17 protein-coding genes are annotated in these 18,144 nt (G+C 73.1%); 5 read left to right on the forward strand and 12 right to left on the reverse strand.

The genetic code is table 11. The features are described 5' to 3' along the window. Positions 1-61 precede the first annotated feature (61 nt). Positions 62-1,447 carry an aminopeptidase P family protein gene (locus C6N31_RS35770; protein ID WP_198359086.1) on the forward strand — a complete coding sequence of 462 codons (1,386 nt, stop codon included), beginning with the start codon at positions 62-64 and terminating at the stop codon, positions 1,445-1,447. 48 nt (positions 1,448-1,495) lie between these two features. Here C6N31_RS35770 and C6N31_RS35775 read toward each other — a convergent pair whose 3' ends face one another. The 9 genes from C6N31_RS35775 to C6N31_RS35815 all read right to left on the reverse strand — a co-directional run bounded on the left by C6N31_RS35775 (position 1,496) and on the right by C6N31_RS35815 (position 9,979). After that, on the reverse strand, positions 1,496-2,218 hold the full coding sequence (locus C6N31_RS35775; RefSeq protein ID WP_138356540.1) for a GntR family transcriptional regulator: 723 nt from the start codon (positions 2,216-2,218) through the stop codon (positions 1,496-1,498). A gap of 41 nt (positions 2,219-2,259) precedes the next feature. After that, on the reverse strand, positions 2,260-3,189 hold the full coding sequence (locus C6N31_RS35780) for an ornithine cyclodeaminase family protein (protein ID WP_244809474.1): 930 nt from the start codon (positions 3,187-3,189) through the stop codon (positions 2,260-2,262). A gap of 88 nt (positions 3,190-3,277) precedes the next feature. Next, positions 3,278-4,279, reverse strand: a complete 1,002-nt coding sequence (locus C6N31_RS35785; RefSeq protein ID WP_198359087.1) for a proline racemase family protein — start codon at positions 4,277-4,279, stop codon at positions 3,278-3,280. Positions 4,280-4,371: 92 nt separating this feature from the next. After that, positions 4,372-5,235, reverse strand: a complete 864-nt coding sequence (locus C6N31_RS35790; RefSeq protein WP_138356562.1) for a dihydrodipicolinate synthase family protein — start codon at positions 5,233-5,235, stop codon at positions 4,372-4,374. 139 nt (positions 5,236-5,374) lie between these two features. Then, positions 5,375-6,892 carry an NAD(P)/FAD-dependent oxidoreductase gene (locus C6N31_RS35795; protein WP_138356538.1) on the reverse strand — a complete coding sequence of 506 codons (1,518 nt, stop codon included), beginning with the start codon at positions 6,890-6,892 and terminating at the stop codon, positions 5,375-5,377. Continuing rightward, a complete protein-coding gene (locus tag C6N31_RS35800) occupies positions 6,873-7,187 on the reverse strand; it encodes a (2Fe-2S)-binding protein (protein ID WP_138356537.1) in 315 nt (104 codons plus the stop codon). The genes C6N31_RS35795 and C6N31_RS35800 overlap by 20 nt, the downstream gene beginning before the upstream one ends. 2 nt (positions 7,188-7,189) lie before the next feature. Further along, a complete protein-coding gene (locus C6N31_RS35805; RefSeq protein WP_198359088.1) occupies positions 7,190-8,395 on the reverse strand; it encodes an NAD(P)/FAD-dependent oxidoreductase in 1,206 nt (401 codons plus the stop codon). Between the two features lie 73 nt (positions 8,396-8,468). After that, positions 8,469-8,867, reverse strand: coding sequence for a RidA family protein (locus C6N31_RS35810; protein ID WP_138356535.1), 399 nt, complete (start codon positions 8,865-8,867; stop codon positions 8,469-8,471). Next, the gene (locus tag C6N31_RS35815) at positions 8,864-9,979 is read right to left on the reverse strand and encodes an acyl-CoA dehydrogenase family protein (protein WP_164294552.1); all 1,116 of its coding nucleotides are present in this window, start codon (positions 9,977-9,979) and stop codon (positions 8,864-8,866) included. The genes C6N31_RS35810 and C6N31_RS35815 overlap by 4 nt, the downstream gene beginning before the upstream one ends. A gap of 98 nt (positions 9,980-10,077) precedes the next feature. Between C6N31_RS35815 and C6N31_RS35820 the strand changes: the two genes are divergently transcribed. The 4 genes from C6N31_RS35820 to C6N31_RS35835 all read left to right on the forward strand — a co-directional run bounded on the left by C6N31_RS35820 (position 10,078) and on the right by C6N31_RS35835 (position 13,526). Continuing rightward, positions 10,078-11,697 (forward strand): AMP-binding protein, encoded by a 1,620-nt coding sequence (locus tag C6N31_RS35820; RefSeq protein ID WP_198359089.1) that lies wholly within the window; start codon positions 10,078-10,080, stop codon positions 11,695-11,697. Positions 11,698-11,701: 4 nt separating this feature from the next. After that, positions 11,702-12,541 carry a PaaX family transcriptional regulator gene (locus C6N31_RS35825; protein WP_138356532.1) on the forward strand — a complete coding sequence of 280 codons (840 nt, stop codon included), beginning with the start codon at positions 11,702-11,704 and terminating at the stop codon, positions 12,539-12,541. 98 nt (positions 12,542-12,639) lie between these two features. After that, positions 12,640-13,020, forward strand: a complete 381-nt coding sequence (locus C6N31_RS35830) for a hypothetical protein (protein WP_138356531.1) — start codon at positions 12,640-12,642, stop codon at positions 13,018-13,020. A 107-nt stretch (positions 13,021-13,127) separates the two neighbouring features. Then, positions 13,128-13,526 (forward strand): nuclear transport factor 2 family protein, encoded by a 399-nt coding sequence (locus C6N31_RS35835; protein WP_198359090.1) that lies wholly within the window; start codon positions 13,128-13,130, stop codon positions 13,524-13,526. Positions 13,527-13,616: 90 nt separating this feature from the next. Here C6N31_RS35835 and C6N31_RS35840 read toward each other — a convergent pair whose 3' ends face one another. The 3 genes from C6N31_RS35840 to C6N31_RS35850 all read right to left on the reverse strand — a co-directional run bounded on the left by C6N31_RS35840 (position 13,617) and on the right by C6N31_RS35850 (position 18,140). Then, entirely contained in the window at positions 13,617-14,930 is a 1,314-nt protein-coding gene (locus tag C6N31_RS35840; protein WP_438817436.1) for a serine hydrolase domain-containing protein, read from the reverse strand. Between the two features lie 118 nt (positions 14,931-15,048). Then, positions 15,049-17,310, reverse strand: coding sequence for a bifunctional salicylyl-CoA 5-hydroxylase/oxidoreductase (locus C6N31_RS35845; protein WP_198359091.1), 2,262 nt, complete (start codon positions 17,308-17,310; stop codon positions 15,049-15,051). Positions 17,311-17,312: 2 nt separating this feature from the next. Beyond that, entirely contained in the window at positions 17,313-18,140 is an 828-nt protein-coding gene (locus C6N31_RS35850; protein ID WP_138356527.1) for an enoyl-CoA hydratase family protein, read from the reverse strand. Positions 18,141-18,144: the final 4 nt, after the last annotated feature.

Here is an 18,144-nt window from a genome sequence, read left to right on the forward strand (position 1 = left end):
AAATTGCACTGACAAGATGTGTGCGTCGCCGTTACCGACCCGTGTCCGAAGGAGCTCATCGATGAACGGAACCCCCGCCCGACTGCATACGGGAAGTCATGATCTGCCCACCTCGCCGGCGCTGGACGCCTTCATGGGCGCCGGCTGGGCCGCCGCTCCGCTGCCCGACGGCACCCGCGTTCCCGCCTCGCACCTCACCCCTGCCCGCCGCGACCGGCTCTCCGCCCGCTTCCCCGGCGAGCGGCTCGTCGTCCCCGCCGGGCAGCTCAAGGCCCGCTCCAACGACGACGACTACCGCTTCCGCCCGCACAGTGCCTACGCCTGGCTCACCGGCCTGACCGGCGAGGACCAGCCCGGCAACGTCCTCGTCCTGGAGCCGTCCGGTCCCTCCGGGCACGAGGCCGTGCTGTATCTGCGGCCGCGCTCACCGCGCACCGAGGCCGGGTTCTACCGCGACCGCCGCTACGGGGAGTTCTGGGTCGGGCGCCGCCCCGACCTCGCGGAAGCCGAGCGGATGACCGGCATCCGGTGCGAGCACCTCGACGGGTTCGGCGCACTGCCGCCGGGCCGCGACGCCACGACGGACACCGAACTCGCCAGTGCGCTCTCGGAGTTGCGGCTGGTGAAGGACGCGTGGGAGGTCGGCCAGCTGCAACTCGCCGTCGACCACACGGTCGCCGGCTTCGAGGACGCCGTACGGTCCCTGCCGCGCGCCCTGCGGCACGCGCGCGGCGAACGCTGGATCGAGGGGGCGTTCAACCAGCGCGCCCGCGCCGAGGGCAACGGCACCGGGTACAACACCATCGCCGCGTCCGGCGCGCACGCCTGCGTACTGCACTGGATACGCAACGACGGCGCGCTGGACCCCACGCAACTGCTGCTGCTCGACGCGGGCGTGGAGGCCGACACCCTCTACACCGCCGACGTCACCCGCACGCTGCCGCTGTCCGGCATCTTCTCCCCCGTCCAGCGCCAGCTGTACGAACTGGTCCTGGCGGCCCAGGACGCCGGTATCGCGGCCCTCAAACCCGGCGCCAGCTTCCGGGACTTCCACCTCGCGGGCATGCGCGTCATCGCCGAAGGGCTCGCCGACTGGGGCGTGCTGCGGATCTCCGCCGACGAGGCGCTCGCCGAGGACAGCGGCCTCTACCGCCGCTACACGCTGTGCAACAGCGGCCACATGCTCGGCCTCGACGTGCACGACTGCGCCCAGGCCCGCGCCGAGACCTACCTCGACGCGGTACTGGAGGAGGGCCATGTCCTCACCGTCGAACCGGGCCTGTACCTCCAGCCCGACGACGAGACGCTGCCGCTGGAACTGCGCGGCATCGGCATCCGGATCGAGGACGACCTGGTCATCACGTCCGACGGGGCCCGCCTGATGTCGGGGGCACTGCCGCGCGATGTCGCGGGGATCGAGAGCTGGATGGGCGAGCTGCTCGGTTAGCGGGGGCGCCCTGCGGGGCTTTCGCCCTCGCCCCGCAGGGCAACCGGCCTAAGCCTTGCCGAGCTTGCGCTTGAGGACCGGCTCCGGCTTCGCCGCGGCCGGCTCCTCCTTGCCCACCGCCCACAGCGACCGCACATGCCCGAGGTGCCGGGCCATGCACTCCTCCGCGGCCTCCGCGTCCCCGAAAATCATCAGGTCGAGCAGCTCGATGTGCTCCTCGGCCGACGAGACCAGCTCGCCGCGCTCGTCCAGCCGCGTCAGCCCGTACAGCCGGGAGCGCTTGCGGAGATCGCCGACGGCCTCGACCAGCCGCTCGTTCCCGGCCAGGCCGAGGAGGGTGAGGTGGAAACGGCGGTCGGCCTCCAGATAGCCGATGAGGTCGTGCGCCCGGGCGGCGGCGACGATCTCCTCGGCGGCCGGCCGCAGTTCCTCCAGCTGTTCCGGGGTGGCGGTGCGGGTGACCCGGCCGACGGTCGGGACCTCGATGAGGGCGCGGATCTCGGTGTACTGGTCGAGGTCGCGCTCGTTCATCTCGGTGACCCGGAAGCCCTTGTTGCGCACCGGTTCGACCAGGCCCTCGCGCGCCAGGTCGAGCATCGCCTCACGCACCGGGGTGGCGGAGATGCCGAAGTCCGCGGCGAGGGCGGGCGCCGAGTAGACCACGCCGGGGCGCAGTTCACCGGCGATGAGCGCGGCACGCAGGGCGTGGCCCACCTGATCGCGCAGCCGCTCCTGCGCTGTGATCAGGTTGCGCTGCTTCAGGTCACCCATCGCTGTTCCTCCGTCATCGCGCGGAGCTCCAGCGTACAATGTCACGTTGCTTTCGCGGCCCGGAAGATCTCAGCAGCTACGGCGAGATCCTGCCACGCCATACCCGTGCCCTTGAAGAAGCGCGGGCGGCCCGCTTCAGGGCGCAGCCGGCCGGCGACGAGGTCGGCGAGGGTGCCCGCGAGATCCTCCGGCCGGTAGGCGCCCTCCGCGATCGGGACCAGGATGTCCCCCGCCTCGCGCAGCGCGGCCGACCGCGCCTCGACGACGACGGTGGCCCGGGTCACCAGCGCGGTGTCGGTCTCGCGGGCCGACGCTTCGTGCGAGCCGACGGCGACCACGGTCGTGTGCCCGGCGACGGTGCTGCCGTCGAACAGCGGAGTGCGGGCCGTGGTGCAGCAGATCACCAGGTCGGCCTTGGCCACCGCGTCGGGTCCGCCGGTCACGGCGTCCAGTCCGAGCCGGCGGGCGTGGGCCACCAGCGCCTGCGCGGGCTCGGGCCTGCGGGCGACCACGGTGAGCCGGGTCAGCGGCCGGACCGCGAGGGCCGCCGCCAGGTGCCCGTACGCCTGCGGTCCCGCTCCGAACAGGACGAGGTGCGAGGCGTCGGGCACGGCCAGGTGGCGGATCGCGACGGCGGACACCGCCGGGGTGCGCAGCGAGGTGAGGGCGGGCCCGTCGAGCAGCGCGACCGGCTGGAGGGTCGCGCCGTCGAGGAGGAGGTAGCTGCCGGTGATCCGGGGCAGCCCGCGGGCCGGGTTGCCCGGCGCCACCCCGGCGATCTTCACTCCAGCGAAGTCCTTCGTGGCGGCGGGCATCAGCAGCAACTCGCCGGCCGGGACCGGGACGCCGGTGCGCGGCGGCCCGGTCTCCGGGTCGAGCCCGCCGCGCAGCACCGCTTCGACGGCGTCCGCCGCGTCGGCGGGCCCGAGGAGCCGGGCGATGGCGGTGGCGTCGAGGTGCGGCAGTGTCACAGCGGTGGTCCCGTTCCCGGAAGGTCGTCGGAGGGCGGCACCGCGGCCCGGTGAGCCCCTTCCTCCCGACCGTACCCGCCGTCGGTGATCACAGCAGGAACCCGCCGGGGAAGGGGTCGGACGGGTCGAGGAAGTACTGGGAGGTGCCGGTGATCCAGGCGCGGCCGGTGACCGTGGGCACCACGGCGGGCAGCCCGCCGACCGTGGTCTCCTCGACGAGCCGGCCGGTGAAGAACGTTCCGATGAAGGACTCGTTGACGAAGTCGGTGTGCAGCGGGAGTTCACCACGCGCGTGCAGCTGCGCCATCCGCGCCGAGGTGCCGGTGCCGCACGGCGAGCGGTCGAACCAGCCGGGGTGGATGGCCATCGCGTGCCGGGACAGCCGCGCGTCGGAGCCGGGGGCGATCAGCTGGACGTGCTTGACCCCGTTGATGTCCGGGTCCTCCGGGTGCACCGGCCGGTCCGCCGCGTTGATGGCCTCCATGACGGCGAGCCCGGCGGCGAGGATGTCGTTCTTGCGCTCCCGGTCGAAGGGCAGCCCGAGGTCGGCCAGCGGCAGCATCGCGTAGAAGTTGCCCCCGTAGGCGAGGTCGTAGGTGAGCGTCCCGTGGCCGGGGACGTCGACCTTGAGGTCCAGGCCGGCGGAGAACGCCGGGACGTTCCGGAGGGTGACGGCGGTGGCCTCCCCGTCCTCGACCTGGACGTCGACGGTGACGAGCCCGGCGGGGGTGTCCAGCCGGACGGTGGTGACCGGTTCGGTGACCGGCACCATCCCGGTCTCGACGAGGACGGTGGCGACGCCGATGGTGCCGTGGCCGCACATCGGGAGGTAGCCGGAGACCTCGATGTACAGCACCCCGTAGTCCGCGTCGGGCCGCGTCGGCGGCTGCAGGATCGCGCCGCTCATCGACGAGTGCCCGCGCGGCTCGTACATCAGCAGCGTGCGCACCCGGTCGTGGTGCTCCATGAAGTACAGCCGGCGCTCGGCCATCGTGGCGCCGGGGATGACGCCCACGCCGCCGGTGATGACGCGGGTCGGCATGCCTTCGGTGTGCGAGTCGACGGCGTGGTAGATGTTCCGGCTGCGCAAGGGGTCCTCCTTCTCGTCGGAGTTCTCGTTGACTGGCTCATTGGCCAGCTCGTTGGCCAGCCCGTCGGCCAGCCCGTCGGCCTGCTCGTGGGTCAGCCGAGTCCTTCGGCCATCGCCTTCTCGGTCGCGGCGCGGACCACGGCCTCGATGTCGGCCGGGAGCGGGGAGCGCGGCGGACGGACCGGGCCGCCGGGCCGGCCCACGAGGTCCATGGACACCTTGATGGCCTGGACGAACTCGGGCTTGGAGTCCCAGCGCAGCAGCGGGTGCAGCGCGCGGTAGAGCGGCACGGCGGTGTCGAGGTCGCCGGAGAGCGCCGCCCGGTACAGGGTGGCGCAGGCCTCGGGGAACGCGTTGGGGTAGCCCGCGATCCAGCCCACGGCGCCCGCGATGCCGAGTTCGAGCAGGACGTCGTCGGCCCCGACCAACAGATCCAGTCCGGGGGCGAGTTCGGCGATCTCGTAGGCCCGGCGGACATCGCCGGTGAACTCCTTGACCGCGACGATGCTGCCCTCGTTGTAGAGCTCGGCGAGCAGCTGCGGAGTGAGGTCGACCTTGGTGTCGTACGGGTTGTTGTACGCGACGACCGGCAGCCCGGCCCTGGCCACCTCGGCGTAGTGCGCGCGCACCGCCCGCTCGTCGGCGCGGTAGGCGTTGGGCGGCAGCAGCAGGACGGAGCCGGCACCGGCCTCTCCGGCCTGTTCGGCCCAGCGGCGGGCCTCGTCGCTGCCGTAGGCGGCGACACCGGGCATGACGCGGTCCCCGTCACCGGCCGCCTCGACGGCGGTACGGACGACCCGGGCCCGCTCGTCGTCGGTCAGGGTCTGGTACTCCCCCAGGGAGCCGTTGGGAACGACACCGTCGCAGCCGGACTCGATGAGCCAGGCGACGTGCTCGGCGTAACCGTCGTGGTCCACGCGCAGGTCGGCATGGAACGGGAGGGCGGTGGCGACCATGATGCCGTGCCAGGGCTGGTCGCGGGGCGGGGTGTTCGTGGTCACGGTGGTTCTCCCTTAGTGAGATGTGACATTTTACTGTGTCGTGGACGGAGACCACAAGAGGCTCACCGAGGAGAGTCCTACGGTTCTTCCGTGCTCACGAGCGGGGCGGCCCGTCCGGACCGGACAGAGCCGCCGGTCGGGACAGGGCGGCCAGCGGAACGGGACACGACAGCGGTCGGCGGTCGGGGCCGGCGTCCGCATCTGCGTCTGCGTCCGCATCTGCGTCTGCGTCTGCGTGCGAGTCGGCGCGCGCCAGGCAGTCGACCGCCGGGCCGCACATCCGGCCCTGGCACCAACCCATCCCGGCGCGGGTGAACAGCTTGACGGTGCGGGCGTCATGGGCGCCGAGATCGGTGACCGCCGCGCGGACCTCCCCTGCGGAGACCTCCTCGCAACGGCACACATCGGTGTCGTCGCTCAGCCAGTCCGGCCAGCCGGGGCCCGGCCGGTGGGCGGCGGCCATGACCGCCGCGAAGGCCCGCAGCCGGGCTCGGGTACGGCGCAGCGCGACCGCCCGCCGGGCGTCGGGGCGTACCGCGGAACGCGACACGGCCGCGATGGCGAAGGCCGCCAGTTCCCCCTCGGCGAGGGCGAGTTGGGCGCCGCCCACTCCTCCGGCCTCGCCGGCCGCCCAGACGCCGGGCACCGAGGTCCGCTGGCTGTCGTCGAGAGCGAGCGCGTACGTGCCGTCGGGGGTGCGGTGGGTGGCGCAGCCGAGTCCGGTGGCCAGCTCCAGCTGCGGCACCAGACCGTGGCCCACCGCGAGCGCGTCGCAGGCGATGCGGCGGCCGGTGCCCGGCACGGGACGCCAGTCGCGGTCCAGCCGGGAGACGGTGACGGCCTCCACCCGGTCGGTGCCGTGAGCCTCGGTCACCGCGCTGCGGGTGCGCGGGCGCAGGCCGTGGCGCAGCAGGGCGGCGCCGTGCACCGCGCCTTCGAGCAGCTTGCCGGGGTTGGCGGCCAGCGTCCGGGGGCTTCCGGCGTACGCGGTGTACCCGGCCGCCTCGACGACGGCGGGCACCTTCGCGCCCGCGGCGGCCAGCGAGCCGGCGACCGCCAGCAGCAGCGGGCCGCTGCCCGCGACGACGATCCGCCGTCCGGGCAGCACCAGGCCGGACTTGAGCATCGCCTGGGCGCCACCCGCACCGACCACCCCGGGCAGCGTCCAGCCGGGGAACGGCAGTTGGCGCTCGTAGGAGCCGGTGGCCAGCAGCAGTGCGCGTGACGTCACGGCCGCCCGGCCCTGCTCCGGCCCGTCAGGACCGGTCACGGCATGCACCGTCCACGCCGTCGAACTGCCGCGTTCCACCGTCCACACATGGTGGTGGGTCAGGTGCCGGACCTTGCCGGTCCCGGTGTGCCGGCCGAGCCGTCGCACCAGCGCGGCGAAGGCGGCCCAGCCGTGGTGCAGCGCCTCGGGGCGCGCGGCGCCGAGTCCCGGCGCGGGATGGCGGTAGTACTGACCGCCGGGGGCGGCGGCCGCGTCGAGCACGACGACGCTCAGCCCGAGATCGGCCGCGGCCACGGCGGCCGAGAGCCCGGCGGGGCCCGCGCCCACGATCGCGAGGTCGTACTCCGGAGGTACCGGCGGCTCAGACGGCGAGATCGGCACGGCCGTGGCCCTCCTGCGTGGTGACGAGATCGCCCGGACGGGCCGGGACCAGGCAGGCCCGCTGGTTCGGGGCGCCGTTGACGGTGGCGAGGCAGTCGAAGCAGGAGCCGATGCCGCAGAAGGCGCCGCGCGGGCGGCCGTTCACCCGGGTGGTACGCCAGGCGAGGATGCCGGCCGACCACAGGGCGGCGGCGATGCTCTGGCCCGGCAGCGCGGGCAGGACGCGGCCGTCCATCGTGATCTCGAACGACGGCTCGGGGGTGGCCCCGGCCAGCTCGACGGGGTTACGCGCCATCGTCATGTCCTCTCGGGTCCGCGGGTCCGCCCGGTTCCCCGCCGGGAATCGGGTCCGCGGCGGGAAAAGCGGTCGGGGCGGAACGGTGCCAGGTCCAGGGCGGGCCGCTGGCCCCGGATCGCGGCGGTGAGCAGCAGTCCGGTCGCGGGCGCGAGTCCGATGCCTGCGCCCTCGTGGCCACAGGCGTGGAAGAGGCCGGGGGCGCGCGGGTCGGGCCCGATCGCGGGCAGATGGTCCGGCAGATAGGGCCGGAAGCCGTGATAGGCGCGCATCACCCGGACCCCGGCCAGCACCGGGAAGAGCCCGGCGGCCCCGGCCGCGAGCCGGCGCAGCACCTCGACCCGCAGCGTCCGGTCGAAGCCCACCCGCTCCCGGCTGGCGCCGATGAGCACCGGTCCCGAGGGGGTGCCCTCGACCACCGGTGACGTCTGCAGGGCCGCGGAGCCGCTCGCCACATCGGCGAAGTAGTCGGCGGCGTAGACCTTGTGCCGGACGATGCGGGGCAGCGGTTCCGTGACGAGGACGAAGCCGCGCCGGGGCATGACCGGCAGGTCCACCCCGGCCAACGCGGCGAGTTCGCCGCCCCAGGTGCCGGCCGCGTTGACCACGGCGGGTGCCGACAGTTCACCGCGGTCGGTGCGCACCCCGCGGACCGCGCCGCCAGGGCCGGTCAGGACGGCGGTGACCTCTTCGCCGAGACACAGCAGCGCGCCGGCGCGCCGGGCGGCGCGCAGCAGATGGGCGGCGGCCAGGGCGGGCTGGACCTGGGCGTCCTGCGGGTAGTGGAAGGCGCCGGCGAGGCCGGGCGCCAGATGCGGTTCGAACTCGTGCAGCCGGTCCGCCGGCACCCGGGCCGCGGTGACACCCGCTGCCGTCTGCTGGGCCGCGAACGTGCTCAGGGCGTCCAGGCGGGCCTCGTCGGACGCTACGACGAGGCCGCCCTTGGACTCGAACTCGATCTCCGGTGGGAGTTCGTCGGCGAGCTCGCGCCAGAGCCTGGTGGACAGCAGCGCAAGGTCGAGTTCAGGGCCGGGCTCCTTGTCGGAGACCAGCAGATTGCCTTCACCGGCGCCCGTGGTGCCGCCCGCGACGGAGCCGCGGTCGACCACGGCGACGGACAGTCCGGACCGGGAGGCGTAGTAGGCGCAGGCCGCGCCGACCACCCCGGCCCCGACGATGACGACGTCCAGCGAGTGTCTCGTGGGCACGACAGTAATATGTCACATGGCTTACGCGGTGCCAAGGGACGCCGCGGGATCACGTCCGCGCACGCTTCCCGCGCTACGCCAGGACGGCGATCCCGTCGAGTTCCACCAGCGCTTCCTCGTCCCACAGCCGGACCACCCCGACGACCGCCATCGCCGGATAGTCGCGGCCCGCCAACGACCGCCACAACCGCCCGAGTTCGGCGGCGTGCTCCCGGTAGGCGGCGACGTCGGTGGTGTGGACGGTGATCCGGGCGAGGTCGGCGGGGCCGCCGCCCGCTGCGGCCAGCGCCGCCAGCAGATTGGTGAGCGCCAGCTCGAACTGGGCGGGCAGCGTGTCGCCGACGATCTTGCCCGCCTGGTCGAGGGCGGTCTGGCCGGCCAGGAAGACCATCGTGCGGCCGGTCGCGGTGACGGCGTGGCTGAAGCCGGTGGGCGGCGACAGCTCGCCCGGGTTGATGCGCCGCAGGCTCATCGGTACAGCTCCTTCGCGATGATGGTGCGCTGGACCTCGGTGGCACCTTCGTAGATACGCGGCGCCCGCACTTCACGGTAGAGGTGTTCGAGCAGATGGCCGCGTTCGAGGGCGCGGGCGCCATGGATCTGGACCGCGCGGTCCACGGCGAACTGCGCCGTCTCGGTCGCGTACAGCTTCGCCATCGCCGACCGCTTGGCGATATCCGGCGCCCCGCTGTCGTACGCCTCCGCCGCGGCGTAGACGAGCAACCGTGCGGCCTCCGTGCGGGTCGCGGTCTCCGCCAGCGCGTGGGACACCGCCTGCAGATCCTTCAGCGGCCCGCCGAAGGCGGTGCGTCCGCCCGCGTGCTCGGTGGCGGCGTCGAGCGCGGCCTGCGCCATGCCGACGGCGAACGCCCCGACGCTGGGCCGGAACAGGTTCAGGGTGCCCATGGCGACCCGGAAGCCCCGGCCCGGCTCGCCCAGCAGATCGCCGGGGCCGACCGGGACGCCGTCGAAGGCGAGCCGCCCGATGGGGTGCGGGGAGAGCATGTCCAGATGCTCACCGGACAGCCCCGGCCGGTCGGCGGGGACGAGGAACGCCGTCACCCCGCGCGACCCCGCGCCGGGTGTGGTGCGGGCGAAGACTGTGTAGAAGTCGGCCTGCGGAGCGTTGGAGATCCAGCACTTCTCGCCGGTCAGCCGCCATCCCGTGCCGTCCGGCTCGGCGGCCAGCTCCAGCGCCGCCGCGTCGGAGCCGGCGGCGGGTTCGGTGAGCGCGAAGGCGGCGACGGCCCGGCCCGCCGTGACCTCCGGGATCCAGCGGGCGGCCAGCTCGGCGTTGTGCAGCACCGGGTGCGCGCCCAGTCCCTGCAGGGCGAGGGCCGTCTCGGCCTCGGTGCATTCACGGGCCAGCGATTCCCGCAGCAGGCACAGGTCCATCGCCGACACCTTGCCGCCGGGCGGGAAGACCCGTTCCAGCAGCCCGAGTTCGCCCAGTTCCGCGAGCAACGGGCGGTTGACCCGGCCGGGTTCGCCCGCCTCGGCCAGCGGCCGCAGCCGGCCCGCCGCGAGGGAACGGACCTCGGCGCACCACTTCAGCTGTTCCGGGTCGAGAGCGAACGCGGGCATCCGGCGCCTCCAAGCGGTATCGCGTACCGTTGACTGTCGTCAGCAACACGTTACGCTGAATTCGTCCGCTCTCAGGTGCCAACGAAGGCGGTACCGCCATGGACCTGCTGCCATCCGCCCACGTGGACACCTTCGCGCGGGACCATCTCCCGCCGCGCGACCAGTGGCCGGAACTCGCCTTCGAGCTGCCCGCGCTGCACTACCCCGACCGGCTCAACTGCGCGGCCGAGCTGCTGGCCGGCGGCAGCCCCGGCGCCCCCTGTGTGCGCACCCCCGGCGGCGAGGTCTGGTCCTACGAGGACCTGAACGCCACCGCCGCGCGTATCGCGCACGTCCTGGCCGACGACCTCGGGGTGCGGCCCGGCAACCGGGTCCTGCTGCGCGGCCCGACCACCCCGTGGCTGGTGGCCTGCTGGTTCGCGGTGCTCAAGGCGGGTGCGGTGGCCGTGACCGTACTGGCCGCGCAGCGTTCAGGGGAGCTCGCGACGATCTGCGACATCGCGGCCGTCCGGCACGCGCTGTGCGATCTGCGGTCGGTGGACGACCTGGCCAAGGCCGAGATCCCGGACCTGCGGATCACCACGTACGGCGGTGAGGCGCCCGAGGACCTGCTGCGCCGGGCCGCCGACAAGCCCGACCACTTCACCGACGTCGCCACCTCGTCGGACGATGTCGCGCTCATCGCCTTCACCTCGGGGACCACCGGCCGCCCCAAGGGCTGTATGCACTTCCACCGCGATGTCCTGGCCATCGCCGACACGTTCTCCGCCCAGGTGCTGCGCCCACGCGCCGACGACGTCTTCGCGGGCAGCCCGCCGCTCGGCTTCACCTTCGGCCTCGGCGGGCTGGTGATCTTCCCGATGCGGGCCGGGGCGTCCAGCGTGCTGCTGGAGCAGGCCGGACCGGAGCAGTTGCTGGCGGCCGTCGCCCGGCACCGGGTGAGCGTGCTGTTCACGGCGCCGACGGCGTACCGGGCGATGCTCGGTCACCTGAATGACGCAAGCAGCTCCGCCTCGTACGATGTCTCGTCGCTGCGGCGCTGCGTTTCGGCGGGTGAGAATCTGCCCGCGGCCACCTGGCAGGCGTGGCACGACCGCACCGGTCTGCGCATCATCAACGGCATCGGCGCCACCGAGCTGCTGCACATCTTCATCTCCGCCGCCGACGACGCCATCCGCCCCGGCACCACGGGCCTGCCGGTGCCCGGCTACCGGGCGCGGATCGTCGACGCCGCCGGGGAGCCGGTCCCCGACGGCGAGCCGGGGCTGCTCGCGGTGCGCGGCCCGACGGGCTGCCGCTACCTCGCCGACGAGCGTCAGACCGTGTACGTGCAGGGCGGCTGGAACCTCACGGGAGACACCTATGTCCGTGAACCCGACGGCTACTTCCGCTATGTGGCCCGCGCCGACGACATGATCATCTCGGCGGGCTACAACATCGCGGGCCCGGAGGTCGAGGAGGCGCTGCTGCGGCACCCCGACGTCAGTGAGGCGGCCGTCATCGGCGTCCCGGACGAGGAGCGCGGCCAGATCGTCCGCGCCTTCGTCGTCCTGCGCGACGGCGTACCGCGCGGCACGGCCACGGTGGGGGCGCTGCGCGACTTCGCCAAGGGCGTGATCGTGCCCTACAAGTGCCCGCGCGACATCGTCTTCCTGGACGCCCTCCCCCGCACTCCCACCGGGAAACTGCAGCGCTTCCGGCTGCGCGACCTAGAGTGATCATGTGACCGAGCACACCCCCAGTTCGCTGATCGTGACCTTCTTCGGCGCCTACGGGCGCGCCGAACTGGACGGCCGGGTACCGGTCGCCGCCCTCATCCGGCTGATGGGCGCGGTGGACGTCGACCCGCAGTCGGTCCGCTCGGCCGTCTCCCGGCTCAAGCGGCGCGAGCTGCTGGTCCCGGACCGTGTCGGCGGCGCCGCCGCGTACGCGCTCTCCGACGACGCCCGCCAGCTCCTCGCCGACGGCGACCGCCGCATCTACGGCGGCCCCGGCTCTGCCGAAGGCGACGGCAACAGCGACGGCGACGGCTCCTGGGTGCTCGCCGTCTTCTCCGTCCCCGAGACCGAGCGCCACAAGCGCCATCTGCTGCGCTCCCGGCTGGCCCGGCTCGGCTTCGGCAGCGCGGCGCCCGGCGTCTGGATAGCCCCGGCCCACGTCCAGGAGGAGGCCCGCCACACCCTGCGCCGCCTCGAACTCGACTCCTACGTGGACCTCTTCCACGGCACGCACCTCGGCTTCGAACCGACCGCCACCGCCGTCCGCCGCTGGTGGGACCTCGACGCCATCGCGAAGCTCCACCGCACCTTCCTCGACGCCCACGAGCCGGTGCTCGACCGCTGGTCCCGGCGTCCCGACGTACCCCCGCGCGACGCCTTTCCCGACTACCTCCGCGCCCTCGACTCCTGGCGCCAACTCCCCTACGCCGACCCCGGCCTCCCCACCGCCCTGCTGCCCCCCGACTGGCCGGGCGCCCGCGCCTCCCAGGTCTTCACCGAACTGCACCAACGCCTGCACGCAGCAGGTGCCGCCTTCGTCCGCGCGGCTCCCGGGCCCGCCTGAGCGGGCCGGGGAACCGTCGGGTACCGCACACCGTCTCCCGCCCCATGCGGACACCTTCACCACCCGGCAGGTTCACGCCCTTCGGCTCCCGCCACCGCATGGCGGCCTGGGCACTCGCGGGAATCCACGGTGCGCTCGCCGGCTTTCTCGCCGCCTACCTGGTCCTGCTGGCCCCGGTCTCGTGCCATGCCGGGACGGGCCCGGGTCCCGACCTCCTGCGGCTGTTCGTCCACACCCCGGCGATCCTGATCGCGGCCGTCGCGACCGCGCTCGGCACCTTCGCCCTGGCGGTGCGCATCACCCTCTCCGCGCCCCTGGCCGTCCGGCTGACCGTGCCGCCCTTGCTGCTCTGCACGGCGCTCGCGCTGCTCGTCTGGGCCGACTTCGCGTGGTTCGGAGCGGTCGCCGGGGTACCCAACCCCGGGCTCTGCCCCGCGGACAACGTCCCTCCGTGGTGGCCGCACTGGATACCGGCCTGAGCGCGGGTGCCGGGGCAGGTGATGTCGGCGCCGTCGGCGTATCCATGCCGTGCGCAGCGCCGATGGCTGACCGTGCCACCCCTCATCGACGGGTGCATGATGAAGGCATGAGCGACCGCGACGATTTCCTGGCGTGGGTGAAGACCGACCTGTACGAGGCGGAACGTGCGCTGCACAACGGCGATCCGGCTCCCCGCCGGGCGCTCTGGTCACGCAACGAGCCCGTCAGCGTCCTGGGGGCGTGGCGCAATGCCAACGGTCAGCAGGAGATCGACCAGCTCTTCAGCTCCCTCGGGAAGAGCTTCTCCGACTGCACTTCGTACGTGTTCGAGCTGCAGGCGTACGACGTTCTGGGCGACATGGCCTACACGGTGGGTCTCGAGCACACGTCCGCCTCCGTCGACGGACAGCCGCGCACCTACACGTTGCGTGCCACCCAGGTGTACCGCCGCGAGGACGGCGAGTGGCGGGTGGCCCATCGGCACGGCGACACCGTGACCGAGTGACGGCCGGGTGACGTTCGCGGGCCGAGCGCGGTACCCGGCCGGGGAGGCCGGGTACCGCGCTCGGTCATGACTGCGGAGAGTGCGGCGCGGTCAGCCCTCGGCCGGGAGCTCGTAGACGTTCTTCGGGGTGATGATCGAGGTGATCGCCTTCGCGAAGAGCGTGCTCGGCTCGAAGCCGTCGTGCAGGATGTCGGTGTTGAGCAGGATCACCATGGTGGCGTCCTGCTTCGGCAGGTACATCGTCACGCTCTCGTAGCCCGGCAGCGAGCCGTTGTGCCCGATCCAGCCATGGGTGTTGAAGAGGCCCAGGCCGTACGCGGCACCGTCGAACCCGGGTACCGGGATGAACTTCTCCCGCTGCGCCTGGGTGGCCGGGGTGAGCAGCGTGCCGGTGGCGACCACCTTCGCCCAGTGGTGCAGGTCGTGCAGGTCGGAGATGATCGAGCCGGCCGCCCACCCCCAGCTCGGGTTCCAGTTCGTCGCGTCCTCGACATCACCGGTCAGCGTCTGGTTCGTGTACCCGTGCGCGTGCGGCGACGGGAACTCGGCGCCCTTCGGGAGGAACGTGTGGTTCAGGTGGGCCGGCCCGGTGACGCGCTTCTGGATGAACTCGGCGAGCGGCATCCTGCCGAGCTTCTCCACGAGCAGACCGAGCAGGATGTAGTTGGTGTTGGAGTACTGGAACTCCGTACCCGGGGGGAAGACGTTCGGGTTGCTGAAGGCGTAGGCCAGCAGTTCCTTCGGGGTGAACTGCCGGGTCGGGTCGCTGAACAGCGCCTGGGCGAAGTCCGGGTCGGCGCTGTACGAGAACAGGCCGCTGCGCATCTCCAGCATCTGGCGGACGGTGATGTGCTCGCCGTCGGGCACGCCGTGGAGGTAGGTGGAGATCGGCTTGTCCAGTTTGACCAGCCCCTGGTCGACCAGCTCCAGGACGGCCGTGGCGGTGAAGGTCTTGGTCTCGCTGCCGATCCGCATGTTGAGGTCGGGCTTCATCGGCGCGCCGGTCGCCTTGTCGGCCACCCCCGTCGACCGGATGTAGCTGCCACGGCCGGGCAGCCACAGACCGACGGTCACGCCGGGGACGCGGGCCTCCTTGCGCACGTCCTCGATCGCCTTGTTGAGGCGGGCCACGAGCTTGGGGTCCAGGCCTTGCGGCGGGCAGTCGTCGGCAGACGGGTCGACGGCGGTGACCGCGGCCGTGGGCGGGGCGGCCTGGGCCGCGGACGACGTCAGGGTGAGCGGGACCAGGGTGGAGAGGGCGAGGAGGGCGGTGGCGAGTCGGCGGGTGGGGGCACGACGCGTGGCGGGATGCCTCTTCCAGAGGTGAGGGGACCCTGCGAGGCCAAGATGACTTATCGCACCGGCCGGGACCCCGCGCCCACGGTCACCACCCGGCAAGTCCACCCGTACGGCCCCGGGGCCCGGCCTCCTGCGGTGGTCCGTCCGCACCGCTCGTTGATCAACGCACCTGGAGTGTGAGGGGCGGCTGATGCACCTGGCGTGTGAGCCTCGGCTGATGCGGCTAGAGCGTGAGCCGGGGCTTCGGGGCGTCCGTGCGGCCGCTCGGGGGGCGGCGGCTGCCTGCCGCGTACTGCTGCGGCCAGGGGGCGGCCGGGCCGCGGTAGTTCTGTTCGGCTGCGGCGTGCAGGGTCCAGTTCGGGTCGTAGAGGTGGGGGCGGGCCAGCGCGCAGAGGTCGGTGCGGCCGGCCAGGAGGAGGGAGTTGACGTCGTCCCAGGAGGAGATGGCGCCGACGGTGATGACGGGGACGCCGAGCTCGTTGCGGATGCGGTCGGCGAACGGGGTCTGGTACGAGCGGCCGTACTGAGGGCGCTCGTCGGCGACGACCTGGCCGGTGGAGACGTCGATGGCGTCGGCTCCGTGGGCCGCGAAGGCGCGGGCGATGGCGACGGCGTCGTCCTCGGTGGTGCCGCCCGGCGCCCAGTCGGTCGCGGAGATACGGACGGTCATCGGGCGGTCCTGCGGCCAGACGGCCCGGACCGCGTCGAAGACCTCCAGCGGGTAGCGGAGCCGCCCGTCGAGGTCGCCGCCGTAGGCGTCGGTGCGGTGGTTGGTGAGCGGGGAGAGGAAGGACGAAAGCAGATAGCCGTGCGCGCAGTGCAGTTCCAGCAGGTCGAAGCCGGCGCGGGCGCCGCGCGCGGCGGCCGCCGTGAACTCCTCGCGGACGGCGGCGAGACCGGCCGAGTCGAGCTCGCCCGGCACCTGGTTGACGCCCGGCCGGTAGGACAGCGGGGAGGGGGCGACGAGCGGCCAGTTCCCGTCCGGGAGCGGTTCGTCCATGCCCTCCCACATGAGGCGGGTGGAGCCCTTGCGCCCGCTGTGGCCGAGTTGCAGGCCGATGGCGGCGGACGACTGCGTGTGGGCGAAGTCGGTGACGCGCCGCCAGGCCGTCTCGTGCTCGTCGGTGTACAGGCCGGCGCAGCCGGGGGTGATGCGGCCGTTCGGGCTGACGCACACCATCTCGGTCATGACGAGGCCGGCGCCGCCGAGTGCCCGCGCGCCGAGGTGCACGAGGTGGAAGTCGCCAGGGGTGCCGTCCACGGCCGAGTACAGGTCCATCGGCGAGACGACGACGCGGTTGCGCAGGGTCAGTGCGCCGAGCCGGAAGGGGGTGAACATCGGCGGGGTTGCGGGTTCGGTGCCGAAGTCCCGTTCCACGGCGTCGGTGAAGCCCCGGTCGCGCAGCCGCAGATTGTCATGGGTGACGCGGCGGCTGCGGGTGAGGAGGTTGAAGGCGAACTGCAGCGGCGGCTGTCCGGTGTACTGCGCGACCTGCTCGAACCATTCGAGGCTGGCGCGGGCCGCGCGCTGGGTGCTTTCGACGACGGGTCTGCGCTCGGTTTCGTACGCCGTCAGCGCGGCCGGCACGTCCGGCTGCTCCTGCAGGCAGGCGGCGAGCGCGAGCGCGTCCTCCATGGCGAGTTTGGTGCCTGAGCCGATGGAGAAGTGCGCGGTGTGGGCGGCGTCGCCGATCAGTACGGTCCGCTCATGCCACCACCGCTCGTTGACGACGGTGGTGAACGCGCCCCAGCGCGAGCGGTTGCCGTGCAGCGCGTGGCCGTCCAGGCAGCCGGCGAAGAGCTTCTCGCAGCGGGCGATCGACTCCGCCTCGTCGAGCCGGTCGAACCCCGCGCGCAGCCAGACGTCCTCCCGCATCTCGACGATGAACGTGCTGGCGCCCTCGCGGTACGGATACGCGTGCCCCTGCATGACGCCGTACTCGGTCTCGGCGATCTCGAATCGGAAGGCGTTCAGGGGGAGGTCGCTGCCGAGCCAGATGTAGCGGCAGCGGTGGCCGGTGAGCCGCGGCCGGAAGACATCGGCGTGCGAGGCGCGGGTGGTGCTGTTGGCACCGTCGGCGGCGATGACGAGGTCGTGGGTCGCGGCGAGCTCCACGGCGGCGGGGCCGGTCTCGCGCAGCCGCAGCTCGACGCCGAGGTCACGGCACCGCTGGTGCAGGATCGTCAGCAGCCGGCGCCGGTCGAGGGCGGCGAAGCCGTGCCCGCCGGAGGTGACCACCTCGCCGCGGAAGTGCACGTCGATGTCGTCCCAGCGGGTGAACTCCGCCTGCAGGGCGCGGAAGACGACCGGGTCCGCGTGCTCGATGCCGCCGAGCGTCTCGTCGGACAGGACGACGCCGAAGCCGAAGGTGTCGTCGGGGGCGCCGCGTTCCCAGACGGTGATGTCGCGCGCGGGGTCGAGGCGCTTGAGCAGGGCGGCCGCGTACAGGCCGCCGGGGCCGCCGCCGATGACCGCGATCCGCATGGCTAGCGCCCTTCCCAGCGGGGCGGGCGCTTCGCGGTGAACGCGGCGTGGAATTCGGCGTAGTCGGCGCTGGTCATGAGCAGTGCCTGGGCGGCGGCGTCCATTTCGACGGCGGCCGCCAGCGGCATGTCGAGCTCGGCGGTGAGCAGCGCCTTGGTCTGCTGGTAGGCGAGCGAGGGGCCGGCGGCCAGCCGTTCGGCCAGCGCGGCGGCCACGGCGTCGGCCTCTCCTTCGGCCGCCGTCTGGCTGACCAGCCCGATGCGCTCCGCCTCTTCGGCACCGACCGTCTCGCCGAGCATCAGCAGCCGGGTGGCGTGGCCGAGCCCGACCATGCGGGGCAGGAGGTACGCGGCCCCCATGTCGGCCCCGGCGAGCCCGACCCGGGTGAAGAGGAACGCGAACCGGGCCGTCGGCTCGACGATCCGGAAGTCGGCGGCCAGGGCGAGCACGGCACCCGCGCCCGCCGCGATCCCGTGCACGGCGGCGATGACGGGGAACGGTGCCTCGCGGATCGCCCGCACGACCTGGCCCGTCATCCGGTTGAAGCCGAGCAGCTCGCCTGTGCCCATGCCGAGGGTGGCGCCGATGATCTCGTCCACGTCACCACCGGAGCAGAAACCGCGGCCCGCACCGGACAGCACCAGCACCCGGGTCTTCCCGTCGTGCGCCAGCTCGGCGAGCAGGTCCCGGAGGTCGGCATAGGAGCCGAAGGTGAGGGCGTTCAGCTTGTCGGGGCGGTCGAGGGTGACGGTGACGACGCCACCGGCGCGCTCCACCCGCAGGTGTTTCCACTGGCCGGTGGGGCTCGCTGAGCTCGGATAGGGACTCAAGGCA

Source organism: Streptomyces fildesensis, assembly GCF_016107395.1.
GTDB classification, from domain to species: domain Bacteria; phylum Actinomycetota; class Actinomycetes; order Streptomycetales; family Streptomycetaceae; genus Actinacidiphila; species Actinacidiphila fildesensis.

Coding starts and splice junctions, on each gene's coding strand:
- C6N31_RS35810 (WP_138356535.1), bottom strand. CDS start 8,867: ATGAGCCTGCGGCGCATCAACCCGGGCGAGCTGTCGCCGCCCACCGGC.
- C6N31_RS35775 (WP_138356540.1), bottom strand. CDS start 2,218: ATGGGTGACCTGAAGCAGCGCAACCTGATCACAGCGCAGGAGCGGCTG.
- C6N31_RS35845 (WP_198359091.1), bottom strand. CDS start 17,310: ATGCGGATCGCGGTCATCGGCGGCGGCCCCGGCGGCCTGTACGCGGCC.
- C6N31_RS35790 (WP_138356562.1), bottom strand. CDS start 5,235: ATGGTCGCCACCGCCCTCCCGTTCCATGCCGACCTGCGCGTGGACCAC.
- C6N31_RS35830 (WP_138356531.1), top strand. CDS start 12,640: ATGGCGGCCTGGGCACTCGCGGGAATCCACGGTGCGCTCGCCGGCTTT.
- C6N31_RS35800 (WP_138356537.1), bottom strand. CDS start 7,187: ATGGCGCGTAACCCCGTCGAGCTGGCCGGGGCCACCCCCGAGCCGTCG.
- C6N31_RS35835 (WP_198359090.1), top strand. CDS start 13,128: ATGAGCGACCGCGACGATTTCCTGGCGTGGGTGAAGACCGACCTGTAC.
- C6N31_RS35820 (WP_198359089.1), top strand. CDS start 10,078: ATGGACCTGCTGCCATCCGCCCACGTGGACACCTTCGCGCGGGACCAT.
- C6N31_RS35815 (WP_164294552.1), bottom strand. CDS start 9,979: ATGCCCGCGTTCGCTCTCGACCCGGAACAGCTGAAGTGGTGCGCCGAG.
- C6N31_RS35770 (WP_198359086.1), top strand. CDS start 62: ATGAACGGAACCCCCGCCCGACTGCATACGGGAAGTCATGATCTGCCC.